General features: G+C 68.5%; 13 protein-coding genes and 1 tRNA gene. 4 read left to right on the top strand and 10 right to left on the bottom strand.

Annotated elements, in window-relative coordinates; all coding sequences use genetic code 11:
* Positions 1 to 88 precede the first annotated feature (88 nt).
* Positions 89 to 1,126: a flagellar motor switch protein FliG gene (locus ACN5KJ_RS01785; RefSeq protein WP_418591814.1), complete on the bottom strand. Its 1,038-nt coding sequence runs from the start codon at positions 1,124 to 1,126 to the stop codon at positions 89 to 91.
* Between the two features lie 270 nt (positions 1,127 to 1,396).
* On the opposite strand from ACN5KJ_RS01785, the gene ACN5KJ_RS01790 reads away from it, so the two are divergent.
* A complete protein-coding gene (locus ACN5KJ_RS01790; protein ID WP_418591815.1) occupies positions 1,397 to 2,083 on the top strand; it encodes a response regulator in 687 nt (228 codons plus the stop codon).
* Between the two features lie 91 nt (positions 2,084 to 2,174).
* On the opposite strand, the gene ACN5KJ_RS01795 is transcribed toward ACN5KJ_RS01790, so the two are convergent.
* A complete protein-coding gene (locus ACN5KJ_RS01795) occupies positions 2,175 to 2,330 on the bottom strand; it encodes a hypothetical protein (RefSeq protein WP_347167313.1) in 156 nt (51 codons plus the stop codon).
* 126 nt (positions 2,331 to 2,456) lie between these two features.
* Entirely contained in the window at positions 2,457 to 3,764 is a 1,308-nt protein-coding gene (gene purB / locus ACN5KJ_RS01800; protein WP_418591816.1) for an adenylosuccinate lyase, read from the bottom strand.
* Positions 3,765 to 4,230: 466 nt separating this feature from the next.
* On the opposite strand from purB, the gene ACN5KJ_RS01805 reads away from it, so the two are divergent.
* Complete coding sequence (locus ACN5KJ_RS01805; RefSeq protein ID WP_418591817.1) at positions 4,231 to 4,620, top strand: DUF6314 family protein; 390 nt, start codon at positions 4,231 to 4,233, stop codon at positions 4,618 to 4,620.
* A gap of 205 nt (positions 4,621 to 4,825) precedes the next feature.
* Positions 4,826 to 6,124 carry a DUF3422 family protein gene (locus tag ACN5KJ_RS01810; RefSeq protein ID WP_418591818.1) on the top strand — a complete coding sequence of 433 codons (1,299 nt, stop codon included), beginning with the start codon at positions 4,826 to 4,828 and terminating at the stop codon, positions 6,122 to 6,124.
* Positions 6,125 to 6,420: 296 nt separating this feature from the next.
* Here the strand turns inward: ACN5KJ_RS01810 and ACN5KJ_RS01815 are convergent, their stop codons facing one another.
* Positions 6,421 to 7,473, bottom strand: coding sequence for a YeeE/YedE family protein (locus tag ACN5KJ_RS01815; protein WP_418591819.1), 1,053 nt, complete (start codon positions 7,471 to 7,473; stop codon positions 6,421 to 6,423).
* A 475-nt stretch (positions 7,474 to 7,948) separates the two neighbouring features.
* A tRNA-Phe gene (locus ACN5KJ_RS01820) sits at positions 7,949 to 8,023 on the bottom strand.
* Positions 8,024 to 8,169: 146 nt separating this feature from the next.
* Here ACN5KJ_RS01820 and mnmH point away from each other — a divergent pair.
* Positions 8,170 to 9,270: a tRNA 2-selenouridine(34) synthase MnmH gene (mnmH, locus tag ACN5KJ_RS01825; RefSeq protein WP_418591820.1), complete on the top strand. Its 1,101-nt coding sequence runs from the start codon at positions 8,170 to 8,172 to the stop codon at positions 9,268 to 9,270.
* Here the strand turns inward: mnmH and selD are convergent.
* The 5 genes from selD to ACN5KJ_RS01850 form a co-directional block, all read right to left on the bottom strand.
* Positions 9,210 to 11,336 (bottom strand): selenide, water dikinase SelD, encoded by a 2,127-nt coding sequence (selD, locus tag ACN5KJ_RS01830; RefSeq protein WP_418591821.1) that lies wholly within the window; start codon positions 11,334 to 11,336, stop codon positions 9,210 to 9,212. The two genes, mnmH and selD, sit on opposite strands and share 61 nt — an antisense overlap.
* A gap of 73 nt (positions 11,337 to 11,409) precedes the next feature.
* Complete coding sequence (locus tag ACN5KJ_RS01835; protein ID WP_418591822.1) at positions 11,410 to 11,937, bottom strand: chemotaxis protein CheD; 528 nt, start codon at positions 11,935 to 11,937, stop codon at positions 11,410 to 11,412.
* Entirely contained in the window at positions 11,934 to 13,049 is a 1,116-nt protein-coding gene (locus ACN5KJ_RS01840) for a CheB methylesterase domain-containing protein (protein ID WP_418591823.1), read from the bottom strand. The genes ACN5KJ_RS01835 and ACN5KJ_RS01840 overlap by 4 nt, the downstream gene beginning before the upstream one ends.
* A 53-nt stretch (positions 13,050 to 13,102) precedes the next feature.
* Positions 13,103 to 13,462: a chemotaxis protein gene (locus ACN5KJ_RS01845; RefSeq protein ID WP_418591824.1), complete on the bottom strand. Its 360-nt coding sequence runs from the start codon at positions 13,460 to 13,462 to the stop codon at positions 13,103 to 13,105.
* Positions 13,459 to 13,845, bottom strand: a complete 387-nt coding sequence (locus ACN5KJ_RS01850) for a response regulator (protein WP_418591825.1) — start codon at positions 13,843 to 13,845, stop codon at positions 13,459 to 13,461. Before ACN5KJ_RS01850 ends, ACN5KJ_RS01845 begins: the two co-directional genes overlap by 4 nt.
* Positions 13,846 to 13,853: the final 8 nt, after the last annotated feature.

The following is a 13,853-nucleotide window of genomic DNA, read 5'->3' on the forward strand; positions in this document are numbered from 1 at the left end:
CTAGGCGCCTGCGGGAGGGGCGGCAAGAGGCCGGGCGGTCCGGCCGGTTCCGGGGGGCGCCTCCGCTGCCCGGTTGCGGCACAGGCGTTTAGTCCTCGCCGTCCGGGTCGATCAGCTCGATCTCGCCGACGCCCACCAGGTCGCGAATGGCGGCGACCACGGCGCCCATGGCCTTTTCGCCGATCTTGGGTTTGACCGTGCCCTTGACCCCGGCCTCTTCGCGGATCGACTCTGCCATGCGCCTGGACATGTTCGACAGCAGGAAATCGGCGGCGCGCCGGTCCTCCTCCGCCGTGGCGGCGGCGATGGCGGTGGCCAGCGTATCGGGTTGCACGTCCCGGGTGATCTTGGGCACGTCGATGGCATTGAGCCGGTCGGGGATATTGGCGAAGGTGAAGATCGACCGGCGCACGGCCTCTGCGAATGCGGCATCCTCCTGTTCGAGGTTCTGAAGCAGTTCCTCGCGCACCGTGGCCTTGGAGTAGTTGAGGATCGCCCCCAGCCGTTCGTCGGGCCGCGCGGCGAAGGCCTTTTCCGGTTCGGCATCCAGTTGCGCCGCGAGGCTGAGACCGATGCGGTCGACGGCATCGGGGGTGACGCCGGTGGTCATCGAGACCGCGTAGGAAATCCGCCGCGCCCTGTCGCCCGGCAGCCCGGCCAGCACGGCCGCGGCCTTGCCCACGTCGATCTTGGACATCATAACGGCGGCGACCTCGGTGCTTTCGGACAGCACCAGTTTTTCCAGCCGCCCGGCGTCAAGCCGGTTGATCCGGACCCATGGGTCGCCGGTCTGGCGCACCCCGGCCTCCTTCCGCAGCCGCGAGGCGGTGCGCGGGCTGATGTGGCCGTCGAGCGCGCTGAGCGCCCGGGCCATGTCGCCGGGGAAGGACAGGCCGACGGATTCCAGTTCGGACGAGAATTCGGACAGCACGGCGTTCAGCGTCTCGCGGTCGATATAGCGCATGTTGCCCATCAAATGCGTCAGTTCGGCCTGATAGGCGTCGGGCAGGTTGGACAGCGGGACGTCCGAGTCCTCGTTCAGGAGGAACTGCACCACGATCGCCGCCTTGGCCTTGCGGGAAAGCGGCGGGCGGGTGCCGGGGCCGGGAAGGGCGAGGGCGGTCATCCGGAAACGAATCCTTCGAGGGGTCTTTGGTACAGGCCTAGCGGTCTCCGGGTTTCCGGAAGGTTAAACGAACAAATCGAAGGAATTCTCCGATCCCCTCCGGCTCGGATCAGGCAGATTTTCGTCGAAATGTCCGCATCGGGCGGGGCCGGGCTTAACCCGGCGTTAGAGCATGGCGGGCCAATCATGGCGGACCCGAAGCCTAGCGAGTGCCCCATGTCCGTCGTGCCCCTCAAAGCCCCAGCCCCCCGACAGGTCGACAGTTGCCTCGTGGTCGACGACGATCACTTCGACAGGATGCTGCTGCGGCGCTGCCTCGGGCGCGACCGACCGCATCTGCGGATCGACGAAAGGGCCTCGTTGACAGCGGCGCGTGACTATCTTGCGTGCAACCGGGCGGACCTGATCGTGTTGGACCACCGGCTGCCCGACGGCAAGGGTGCAGAGTTCGCGGCTGAATTGCGCCGGGATGAAACACTGCGGGACACGATGATCTGCGTCGTCACCAGCCAGGATATCAAGGCGCTGGACGCGGCGGTCCCGGCCCTGTCGAAGGACGGGCTGGACAGCAGGACGCTGTGGTCGCTGGTGGGGGAATACCTGTCGATCTGCGATATCGCCAGCGGCTCGGGCGAGGCGCTGGCGGTGCGGGGGTTCGGTGAAGCCATGCAGGACAGGCTGGCACCGCAGCTGTCGCGCATGCTGCGTTTGCTGCGCAGTGCCCGGGCGGGGTTTGGCAAGGCGGCTCCGCGCCAGACGGAAGCGGAGCTGGAGCGGCTGGAGGCGACAATCCTGTCGCTGTCCGACTGGGTGGACCAGACGAGGGATGATCGGGCGGGGGATGACCGGGCGGGGGCGGCGTGCCGGAAAGGCACCCAGTCCGGGCCCCGGTCCCCGGATACGACGAATGGCGGGACGGAAGCGGTGTCCGGCGACGTCCAGGGATCGACGACCTGAGCGGCAGGAGCGGCACCACCGCGCGAAACCGCAATCGGGCCGCCCGTCACCGGACAGTCCGTGGTCTTGATCGGCAAGGCCGGGCCGCGCCTCAGCCCGAGACGGGAACGCAGGTCTTGCTGTCTTCGCTGTAGGTCGTGCCGTCCGCGCAGGACATGGCGGCCTGCCGGTCGTGCCCGCATTCGGCATGGGCCAGTAGCGGCGTCAGTGTCAGGGCGGTTGCGGCGAGAAGGGTCTTGATTGTCATCGTGATACCTCCGTTGAGCAGGGGAAGGGTAGCACGGGTCCGGGTTTCGTCCAAAAGCTTCCGCTTCCGGGATCTGCGAAGAGAGGCCCGCTGCCCGATCGACGGGCAGCGGGTGCGGCGGCCTGCTCAGCCCTCGTTGAAGACGCGGGCGAAGATCGTGTCGACGTGCTTGGTGTGATAGCCGAGGTCGAATTTCTCGTTGATCTCCTCCTCGGAGAGGGCGGCGCGCACCTCTTCGTCGGCCAGCAGTTCCTCGCGGAAGTCCGAGCGCGTGTCCCAGACCTTCAGCGCGTTGCGCTGCACGAGGCGATAGGCGTCCTCGCGGCTGACGCCGGCCTGCGTCAGCGCCAGCAGCACGCGCTGCGACATCACCAGGCCGGGGAACTTGTTCATGTTCTCCAGCATGTTCTCGGGGTAGACCAGCAGCTTGTCGATGACGCCGGTCAGCCGCGCCAGCGCGAAGTCCAGCGTGATCGTGGTGTCGGGGCCGATGTTGCGCTCGACCGAGCTGTGCGAGATGTCGCGCTCGTGCCAGAGGGCCACGTTTTCCATCGCCGGAACGACGGCCATCCGCACGAGGCGCGAGAGGCCGGTCAGGTTCTCGGTCAGCACCGGGTTCTTCTTGTGCGGCATGGCCGACGAGCCCTTCTGCCCCATCGAGAAGAACTCTGCCGCTTCCAGAACCTCGGTCCGCTGCATGTGGCGGATCTCGGTCGCGATGTTCTCGACGCTGGAGGCGATGACGCCCAGCGTGGCGAAGAAGGCGGCGTGGCGGTCGCGCGGGATGACCTGCGTGCTGATCGGCTCGGGGACAAGACCCAGCTGCTCGCAGACATGTTCCTCGACTGCGGGGTCGATGTTGGCGAAGGTGCCGACGGCGCCGGAAATCGCGCCGGTGGCGATCTCGGCGCGGGCGTCGCGCATGCGCGAGAGGTTGCGGTCCATCTCGGCGTAAAAGCGCGCGAAGGTCAGGCCCATGGTGGTGGGCTCGGCGTGGATGCCGTGGCTGCGGCCGATGCGGACGGTGTCCTTGTGCTCGTAGGCGCGGCGCTTGAGGGCGGCCAGCAGGCCTTCGAGATCGGCAATCAGGATGTCGGCGGCGCGGGTGAGCTGCACGTTGAAGCAGGTGTCGAGCACATCCGAGGAGGTCATGCCCTGATGCACGAAGCGCGCCTCTTCGCTGCCCACGTGTTCGGCAAGGTGGGTCAGGAAGGCGATGACGTCATGTTTGGTCACGGCCTCGATCTCGTCGATGCGGGCGACGTCGAATTCCACGTCCCGGGCTTTCCACACGGCTTCGGCGTTTTCCTTCGGGATCGTGCCGAGCTTGGCCATGGCGTCGCAGGCATGCGCCTCGATCTCGAACCAGATCCGGAACTTGGTCTCGGGCGACCAGATGGCGACCATGTCGGGGCGGGAATAGCGGGGGATCATCGGCAGCGTCCTTTGGGTGGGATTTGGCGCGGGTGATACGGTCTGGGCGCCTTGGGGGCAAGGGTGGCGCGCGGGGCGGTGCAGGATGCGGGGCGCACCGGTGCCCGTGCTTTCCGGTCCAATGCCGCGCGGCTGGCGCCCTGACAAGGTATTTGGACCAAGAAGAAGCAGGGGGCTGCGTGCCATGGCGGCGAGGGACGCTTGTGGCGGCGAGGGACATGGGGCGGGGCCGGGGGGCATCCGGAGCGGTAGGAGGCGGTACGGACCTTGTCGACGGGATGCGCGGGGCGGCGGGGGCAGGCCCGCGCGGGTGGTGTGGCCCGTGCGGATCAGGCGGGCAAGCGGTCGGGAAGGGAGGCAGGGCGGCGGGGATGCCGGGAGATGCAGCTTGGGCGACATGGGGTGTTTCCCGGCGCGGTCGCGGCATGGTAAAGGCGCGGGACATGGCAACAGGTCGGGCATTTCGGTGCATCTTGCGGATTTCATGGGGCTCTGGCGGCTGGACCGGCGGATCGTGCAGGCGGATGGTGTCGAAGGCGCCTTTGCCGGGCAGGCGGAGTGGTTGCCCGCCGATCACGGTGCGCTCTATGTCGAGACCGGCACTCTGGTGATGCCCTCGGGCCGGTTCCGAGCCGAGCGGCGCTATCTCTGGGAGGCGGACCTGACAGTGCGCTTCGACGACGGGCGGTTCTTTCACCGGGTGCCCGGGGCGGGGGGCGCCACGGGGCATTGGTGTGACCCCGACCGGTATGATGTGACCTATGACTTCGACGGCTGGCCGGCGTGGTCCTGCCGCTGGGTGGTGCGCGGGCCGCGCAAGGACTACGCGATGACCAGCCACTACGCACGGGCCTAGGTCGCGCGCTCAAGGCGTGGCGCGCGGGACACAGCGGGCCGGCCCCGGCGGGAGCCTAAGGTGATGATTTGGCGGGGTTTAGCGCCATCATCGGTGGCGTATACAGTGGTGTCCCGCTAACGTCATGAAAACCCTGGGTTTTCGGCCTTTACTTCGGCGGGGTGGCGCGGCAGGGTCGAAGGCAAATTCGAGGATCCGAGGACCGATGCCGCCCATTCCCGACCACCCCCTGCGTTACAAGCTGGCAAACGAGTTGCACGCGCGCCCCTTTCCGGCGCTGAAGCCGCCGGCGCGTGCGGTCTACCTTGCCATCAAGCAGGCGCGCGACGCGGCGGCGCGGGACCGGGACGCGGATCTGCAACACCTGATCGCCCTGCTTGATCGCTATGGCTGTCAGCACCCGCAGCCCGGCGCCACGCATTTCAGCGGCAGGATCGGGCAGCACGTGCTGAAGTGGGAACAGCACACCGAGTTCGTGACCTACACGGTCTTCCTTTCCGGGCTGGGCGAGCGCGCCTTCGACCCGGCGGATTTCGAGGTTTTTCCGCCCAACTGGCTGGAGGCGGCGCCGGGCGTGCGCGTGACCTCGGCCCTGCTGCGCGTCGAGACCCGGCGGGACGATGCGCAGGTGTCGGCGCAGGCCTCGGAGTGGCTGGTGCCGGAAAGCATGGCGATCAGCGCGGTGGTCGATGGCGATGCGGTGATCGCGGGCGATTTCCGCATCGATCCGGCGGGGCACCAGCGCTTTGCGCTCTTTGTGCGCGAGGGGGTGGGATCGCGCCGCGTCGGGCGGATCGTGCAGCGGGTCTGCGAGATCGAGACCTACAAGGCGATGTCCATGCTGGGCTTTACCCGCGTGCGCGAGATCGGCGCGCGCATGGGCGAGATCGACCGCGAGCTGTCGCGCCTGATGCAGGACATGACGGAGGGAGAGGGACCCGAGGAAGAGACGCTGAAGGCGCTGCTGGCGGTTTCGGCCGAGCTGGAGAACCTCTCGGCCCGCACGGCCTTTCGTTTCGGCGCAACCGGGGCCTACGAGGCGATTGTCTCGCAGCGCATCGAGGTGCTGCGGGAAGAGCGGTTCCAGGGGCGGCAGACCTTTTCCGAATTCATGATGCGGCGCTACGACCCGGCGATGCGCACGGTCAAGAGCGCCGAGCGGCGGCTGGAGGCCATGGCGCATCGGGCGACCCGCGCGGCGGACCTGCTGCGGACGCGGGTCGAGGTCGGACGCTCGGCGCAGAACCAGCAGTTGCTGGAAAGCATGAACAGGCGTGCGGAGCTGCAATTGCAGTTGCAGAAAACGGTAGAGGGCTTGTCGGTGGTGGCGATCAGCTACTACGCGGTCTCGCTGGTGGGTTACCTGATGTACCCGGTCGCCGAGCTTCTCGGCCTGTCGAAGGGCACGATGACGGCCCTGATGGTGGCGCCGGTGGTGTTGGCGGTCTGGCTGATGATCCGCCGCATCCGCCATCACGTCGAAGACGCGGGCCCCGATATCTGACCGCGCCTGACCCGAATGTGCGCCTTGCGGCGCACAGGTCGGTTTGCGCTCGGGCCGCGCAGGCCTTGGAGAGGGCGCTGCCCTCCCCAAACCCCTCCCGAGGTACTTTGGGGACCAAAGAAGCGAAAAAATGCTCCCCTGCTTCTTTGGTCTTTCAAATACCCTTGGGGGAGGGAGCGCAGCGACCGGGGGCAAAGCCCCCATCTTTCGGTGGCATTCATGCCCCTTTGGGGGCGGGGGATACAGGGCCTGCGGGCATGGTGGATGCCCTGTCGCGCTGTGGTCTGGATCAGGGGCTACTCTGCCGGTTGCAGCGCCGCGCCGCGCGGGTTGCGCGTGAGAGCGGCGTTCATGGCAAGGCCACCCGTGGCGATGGCGGCGAGCGCCAGAAGGGCGGCGAAGGAGAGGGTGGGGATGCCTGCAAGGCCCGCGCCCACGGTGCAGCCCCCGGCCAGCACGCCGCCCAGGCCCATCAGCACGGCACCTGTCAGGTAGCGTCCGGTTTCCCGCGGCGCGGTGAAGCTTTGCCAAGTGAAGCGGCGCGCGGCCAGCGCGGACAGGAGGCTGCCGGCGAGGACGCCTCCGACCAGTCCGACACCGAAGCCCGCGGGGATGGAGCTGGAGGCCACGGTCCAGAACAGCGTATCGGCCCAGGGCGAGGTGAACGACAGCGATTGCAGCGCGATGGGGTCGAAGTCGTCGTAGAGTACAAAGCCGGTGCCGATCCAGGCCAGCGGCACAAGGGCGCCCAGCAGCGCGGCGCCGATCAGCGACAGGGGGCGGTTGCCCGACCGCAGCGCATAGGCCAGCGCCGCAAGCGCCAGCAGCGCGGACCAGAGCGCTGCGCCGCCGGGCAGGTTGGCAAGGCTCACCGTCTCGCCCAGGTCCAGCGTCCATGCGCCCAGCGTCGTGCGGACCGGCGCCAGCACGCCTTTCAGCGTCGCGTGGGCGGCAATTGCAAAGACCACCAGCACGGTCACGGCGCGCAGGTTGCCGGTGGCGCTCAGCACCGTCAGGCGCGAGATGCAGCCGCGTGTCAGCACCATGCCGGCGCCGAACATCAGCCCGCCCGCGACGATGGCCACGACCGGCAGGCCGGAGGCCATGAAGCGGTGGTCGCCGAAGTCGATCAGGCCAAGGGCGACCGCCCCCTGTGTCCCGAGGATCGCTACCGCAAGCGCGGTCAGCCAGACGCCCATGGCCTGGCGGCGGTCCTCTCCGACGAGGCTGCGGCGAAAGCAGAACTTCGTCTGCTCGGCCAGGATGCCGAAGAGTGCGCCGACGATCAGCGCGAAGAAGACGGAGACCTGCGGTGCGGTCAGGGTCTCGAAGCCGAGGGATTCGAACATGGGAGCCTCCGGAAGGGGCGGATTTCAGGAATTGTTTGCCAATTGAGGGCAATCGCGGCGGATGGCAAGGCCCGCGCCTTGCGGGGCGCCATGGTGCGGCGGGACGGCGTTCCGCAGGCTGCCAGCGGGTGGAAACGGGCGTTTTGGTTGCGGTGCGTTGATTGTGAGCGCTTTCGGGCTCTGCCACAGGGGTGGGCCGGGCGTTCTTATTTGCTTTTGGCCGGGGGGGCGGGCATCCGCAGAACGGTTCGCAGCGTCTGAAGGGGGCGCGCGGTGCCGGATCTCTTCGCCGGATGGGGCTGTCTTGGCGCCCCTTGCCCTTGGCGCGGTGGATCCGGAGGGCGCCGGTCCCGCGCGCAGGAGGCTTACACAGCGGCAGAACAAGACCGAGAGCGTTCCGCTTTTGGGGTGGCGCGAACGGGCGGCGCAGAGCTGCCATGCAACCCTTTGAAACCATACGTTCCGTTAGGAAGGATGGTGCCCGGGGGCGGAATCGAACCACCGACACGAGGATTTTCAATCCACTGCTCTACCCCTGAGCTACCCGGGCACGGGTGAAGGTCTGTCCTTCGGGTGGAGGCGGTCTAGCCGAGGCGCTCGGTACTGTCCAGAGCAATTGCACGACTTTTTTTCGCCCATCGCATCTTGGCCAAGTTGCGGGTTCCCCAGGCCCCGTTCCGGCGCTACATCGGATCAATGATGTACCGCGCGAAAAGCCTCGACGACCTCCTCAATCATGGCTTCGACAGCGTGATCGACGTGCGCTCTCCCTCCGAGTTCGCAGAAGATCACCTGCCGGGTGCGATCAGCCTTCCGGTGCTGGACGATGCCGAACGGGCGCGGGTCGGGACGATCTACAAGCAGGAGAGTCCCTTCAAGGCGCGCAAGATCGGCGCCGCGCTGGTCTTCCGCAACGCCGCCCTTCATATCGAAGGGCCTCTGGCGCAGCATGAAGGCGGGTGGCGGCCGCTGGTCTATTGCTGGCGGGGCGGTCAACGCTCGGGCACCTTCGGGTGGCTGCTGAGGGAAATCGGCTGGCGCGCCGGGGTGATCGAAGGCGGCTATCGCAGCTATCGGCGCGCGGTGACCGCGGCGCTGTACCAGACGCCGCTGTCCCATCGGCTGGTCCAGCTGGGCGGCTATACCGGCACGGCCAAGACGGAGCTTCTGCCGCTGCTCGCCCGGCGCGGTGTGCAGGTTCTGGATCTGGAAGGGCTGGCGCGCCATCGCGGGTCGCTGCTGGGGCAGATGCCGGGCGGACAGCCCAGCCAGAAGGGATTCGAGACGGCCTTGGTCGCGGCGCTGCACCGGCTTGACCCGGCACGCCCGGTTCTGGTCGAGGCGGAAAGCAGCAAGATCGGGGATCTGAACCTGCCGCCGTCGCTGTGGGAGGCGATGAAGGCCGCCCCCTGGATCGAGGTCGCGGCGCCGGTCGCGGCGCGGGCGCGCTATCTGGCCGAGGCCTACGACGATATCCTGTCGGACGGGGCGCGGCTGAAGACGCTGCTGCACCCGCTGCGCTTTCATCGTGGCCACGCCCTTGTCGACCGCTGGGAGGGGCTGATCGACGCGGGCGAGCGGACTGCCCTGTGCCGGTCGTTGGCCGAGGACCACTACGATCCGGCCTATGACAAGTCCTGCCGGGCGGTTTCTCCGCAGGTTCTGGCGCGTTTTCCGACCGAGGCGCTGGACGCTACGGCGCTGGAGGCCCTGGCGGACCGGATCGCCGGGTTCCTTCAGACCACCTCGATCCGCCCGGATGCGGCGGTGACCTCGCCGATCTCTTCCGCGCGGTAACCGGCGGCGCGCAGGGCCTCGATCAGGCCCGCGGTCTCCGGCACGGCGGCCAGCAGGCCGCCCGCGGTTTGCGGGTCGAGCAGCAGGTCATGCGCCGGGCTGCGGGGCAGGTCGGGGAAGGCAAGACGGTTCTCCGCGAGCAGACTGGAGTGCACGCCGCGCTCCGCCAGCGCCAGCGCCCCGGGCATGAGGGGAACCCGGTCCAGCCGGATCCACGCGCCGGTGCCCGAGTTCAGGCAGATGTTGCGCAGGTGGCCGAGCAGGCCAAAGCCGGTCACGTCGGTCATCGCCCGGGCCGCGCCCAGCAGGGTCGCGGCGCGCAGCTGGCTTTGCGTCATCAGTTCCAGCGCCTCTGCCGCGGCGGCGCCCGGGGCCTCGCCCGCCATTTCTGCCGCCATCACCACGCCGCTGCCCAGCGGTTTGGTCAGGATCAGCCGGTCCCCGGGCTGTGCCCCGGCCAGCGTGATCGGCCTGCGCGCGCAGCGGCCCAGTAGGGTGAAGCCGACGGTCAACTCGCTGCCCTGCGAACTGTGCCCGCCGACGATCTCGGCGCCGGCCTCGGCAAGCACGGCACGCGCCGCCTGCATGAGCTCGGCAAGGGTGCGGCTGGCCAGTTCGGGCGACAGGCGCGGCAGGATGACGGTCGCGGTGGCCGAAACCGGCTGCGCGCCCATGGCAAGGATGTCCCCCAGCGCGTGATGCGCGGCGATCCGGGCCATGGTGACCGGGTCGCGCACCATTTCGCGCAGGTGGTCCGTGCTCATGACCGTTGTCTCGCCGCCGATGGTCAGGATCGCCGCATCGTCGCCGGGCAGCCCGCCGGGGCCGGTGGCCTGCGCAAGGACGGACTGGCCCAGTTTCGCCCCGCAGCCGCCGCAGAGCGGCTTGTCGCCAAGGGCCTCGACCAGCCCGGCGCTGTGATGGCGCGGCAGATCCGGCGCCGGCATGGCGGGCAGGGCGTGAAAGCGGTCCATGAAGCGGCGGTCGATGCGGTCTTTCCAGCGCCAGACCCAGGGGCCGGAGACGGTCAGGCCGAAGCGGCCCCCGATCGCCGATTTCCGGCCCAGCGAGATCAGTTTGAGGTAGTCGCCCTGCGGGCGGTAGCGTCGCAGGGCGGTTTGACCGGACAGTGTCGCGCGCAGGTTGTCGAACAGCACGGGTGCCTGCCGGACCGCGTAGACCCCGGCCTTGGGACGCGGGGTTTCCACCATATGCGCGCAGTCCCCGGCGGCAAAGACGCGCGGGTCGGAACACCGCAGGTCGGCGGCGATGTCGAGGAAGCCTTCGGTCGTGCTCAGGCCGGATCGGGCAAGCCAGGGTTGGGCGCGTGCCCCGGCGGCGGCGCAGACGAACCCCGCCTCGATGCGGCCCCGATTGGTCAGCACGCCTTCCGCGTCGATGCGCGCGGCTTCCGTCTGTTCGTGTACCTCGATGCCGGCGGCCTGTAGCGCGGCGCGCAGGCCAGAGGCCTGCCCCGCATGCAGGCCGGAGAGGATGGTGTGACGCTCCACCAGGTGAACCCGGGGTGTGCGCCCGCGCGCCCGCAAGGCATGGGTAAGGGCGAGGGCAATCTCGGCCCCGGCGATCCCGCCCCCGATCACCGCGACAGAGGCGGGACCGGTGCCTTGCAGATACCGGGACCAGGCCCTGGCAAAGGGCGCCAAGGGCTTTGCGGCGACGGCATGGTCCGCGAAGCCGGGCAGGTCCGGCAGGTCGCTGGTCACGCCGATGTCGACGGACAGGACGTCAAAGGCCACGTCCGGTCGCCCCGGGACCTTGACGTGGCCCCCGGCAAGATCGATGCCCTCGGCCCGGCCGAGGATCAGGCGCGCGCCCGCGAACCGCGCAAGGCGCACAAGGTCGATTTCCAGCGCATCCCGCCTGTAGTGCCCCGCAAGGTATCCGGGCAGCATGCCGGAATAGGGCGTGGTGGGGGCCGGATTGACAAGGGTCAGCCGGGCCCCGGGCAGGGGCGCCATACCCCATTTGCGCAGCACCAGCGCATGCGTGTGCCCGCCGCCGATCAGCACGAGATCGCGTGTGGCGGGAAGCTGTGTCTTGTCCATTTGGCGACCTCCGGACCGTCGGACCCGGGGGTAGCACGCGGCCCGGCGAAGGCCCATGCCCTTCGCGCCCTCTTCAGAAGAGCGTGATCTCCGATGCCACGGGCTTCGGAAGGGGGGCAGGGCGTTCGACGGGGGCGGCATCGGGCGCCACCAGCAACTGCCGGACCCGGCCAGAGACCGGCCAGAACTTGACCCTTCGGGCCGAACGCCCGCCAGTGCTTTCGGCGGTGCAGGGGATCCCCTCATCCCGCAGGAATTGCCGGGCAAAGGCGGCATTGGAACCGCCAATGTCGCGCAGATTGCCCATCATGCTGGCGCCGCCGAACATCTTTGCCTGCAAGGCGGAGCGCTCGGCCCCCTTCTTCAGCAGGCCGTTTATCAGCAATTCCATCGCGTAGGCCCCGTAGCGCACGTTTTCACCCTCCGCCCCCGCGCGGCTGGGCAGCAGGAAATGGTTCATGCCGCCGATCCCGGTCCGGGGATCGTACATGCAGACCGCGATGCAAGAGCCCAGCACCGTCGAGAGCACAGCCTTCGGATCGCGCGAGATCACGTAGTCGCCCTGGATCACGTTGATCAGCTGTTCGCCGCCGTCGGTCATCTGATCGTCTCCTGTCTGGGGGCGCCTGCACCCGCGGTGCTGCGCAGAAGCGCGGGGCCGATCCGGTGCAGCGGCAGGATGTCCTGCGCGGCGCCAAGGTCTGCAGCGGCGCGGGGCATCCCGTAGACAACCGAGGTCGCCTCGTCCTGGGCCATGGTGGTTGCGCCGGCCCTCCGCAGGGCCAGCAACCCCTCCGCGCCGTCCCGCCCCATGCCCGTGAGAAGCGCGGCAGAGATCCGCCCCCCGAGCTTCGCGGCGGATCGAAATAGCATGTCCACCGACGGGACGTGCCCGGAAACCGGATCGCCCTGTTCCAGCCGGAAACCGGCGGCGTGGTCGGGGTCGATCACCAGGTGGGCCTTGATGCCGGCGCCGATCGTCACGACGCCCGGCGCCAACCGTCCGGCGCCCGTGGCCAGGTGCACACGGGCCCGGCACTGGCGGTCGAGCAACCCGGCGAGGCTTTCACCGAACCCGAAACCGGTGTGCTGCACGATCAGGGTCGGCGGGCAGTCCGGCGGAAATCCCGACAGCACCGTCAGAAGGGCGTCCACGCCGCCGGTGCTGCTGCCGATGAGGATCACCGGCCCGCGCGATCCGGGCGCGGGCGGATGCCGGGCCAGTGTCTGTGGCGGGGGCGGTGCCGGGCGCTGCGACGCGGGCGTCTCGCGCCCCGGCGACCGCAGCGCCGCGTGACGCGGATGCGGCACAGGCGGCTTCGCCGGGGGACGGGGGAACAGGGCGGTGCGGGTCAGGCTCAGAAGCTGGCGGGCAATATCCGCCTCGCTGGCCTCGGCGGAGACGGCAAAGAGATCCGAGCCGCGGTTCAGGAAGTTCGGGCGCACCGCGGGCCTGTTCGGCGTGGCGACCACAAGCCAGCGGATGTCCAGCGTCGAGAACAGGCCGCGCATGACCTCGAATTCGGGCAGGTCCGCCAGGACATCGGCGATCAGCACAGCCTTGGGCAGTTTGTCTTCGACCGCGTTGTAGGTGTTCATAAGGTCGCCCGCACTGGCAATGACGCTGAACTCCGGCATCCGCTCGACCAGCGTGCACAAACGCGCCCGCTCTTGTCGGTCGGGAATGGCCACAACGACTTTCCTGGCCTGCATCGCGGTCCTCCGTCAGGCCTGTATTCCGGCCCGTCCTTTCCATCTACCGGCCATCAGAAGAGCTCGGCATGGCCGGTTTCAGCCTCGGCGGCAGTGCAGCCCGACAGGCGCGCGGCCATGTCCCGAAGCGGCACGGCATTGATCGCGGCAGTCGTATCGACCAGCCCGGCCCCGTCGGTTGTTCCTGCCACATGGTCGATGTAGTCGGCCAGCGCGCCGATCGACTGCCGCAACATGTCCATTTCCTGGATCATGCCGATCGTCTGCCCCTCCAGCCCTTGTGTCGTATGCTCGAACACACTCTCCAGCCCGACCTCCAGGCGTTCCAGCCGGGCATGCAGGGCCTCGAGCTCTGCCGCGATCCGTATCGCGGCGACCTTGAGGGGAAGCCGTTGCGGCAAGGGCGCGGTCATAGGCGACCGACCACGCTTTCGATGCACTGCTTCATCGAAGCGGAAGTGAAGGGCTTCTTGATCATGTTGTTCAGGCCAAGCTGTTTGGCCTGGGCCACGATTTCCGGCGTCGGCTTGCCGGTCACGAGGATGAAGCCGATCTTCTGGGTCGCCGGTTGCGTGCGCAGGGCCTTCAGAAGTCCCAGCCCGTCGAGGCCCGGCATGTTGTAATCCGACAGCACCAGATGGACCGGGTTCGTGGCCATCCGCTCCAGCGCGCGGCGGCCGTCGTTCTCGGTCAGGTAGGTCTTGACGCCGATTTCATCCAGAGCCTGGGTTATGAGGCCACGGCTGGTCGCCATGTCGTCGACCACCATGATTCTCAGCGAGTCTTTCAAGCTCATTGACTTCT

Source organism: Ponticoccus sp. (in: a-proteobacteria) (assembly GCF_048381735.1).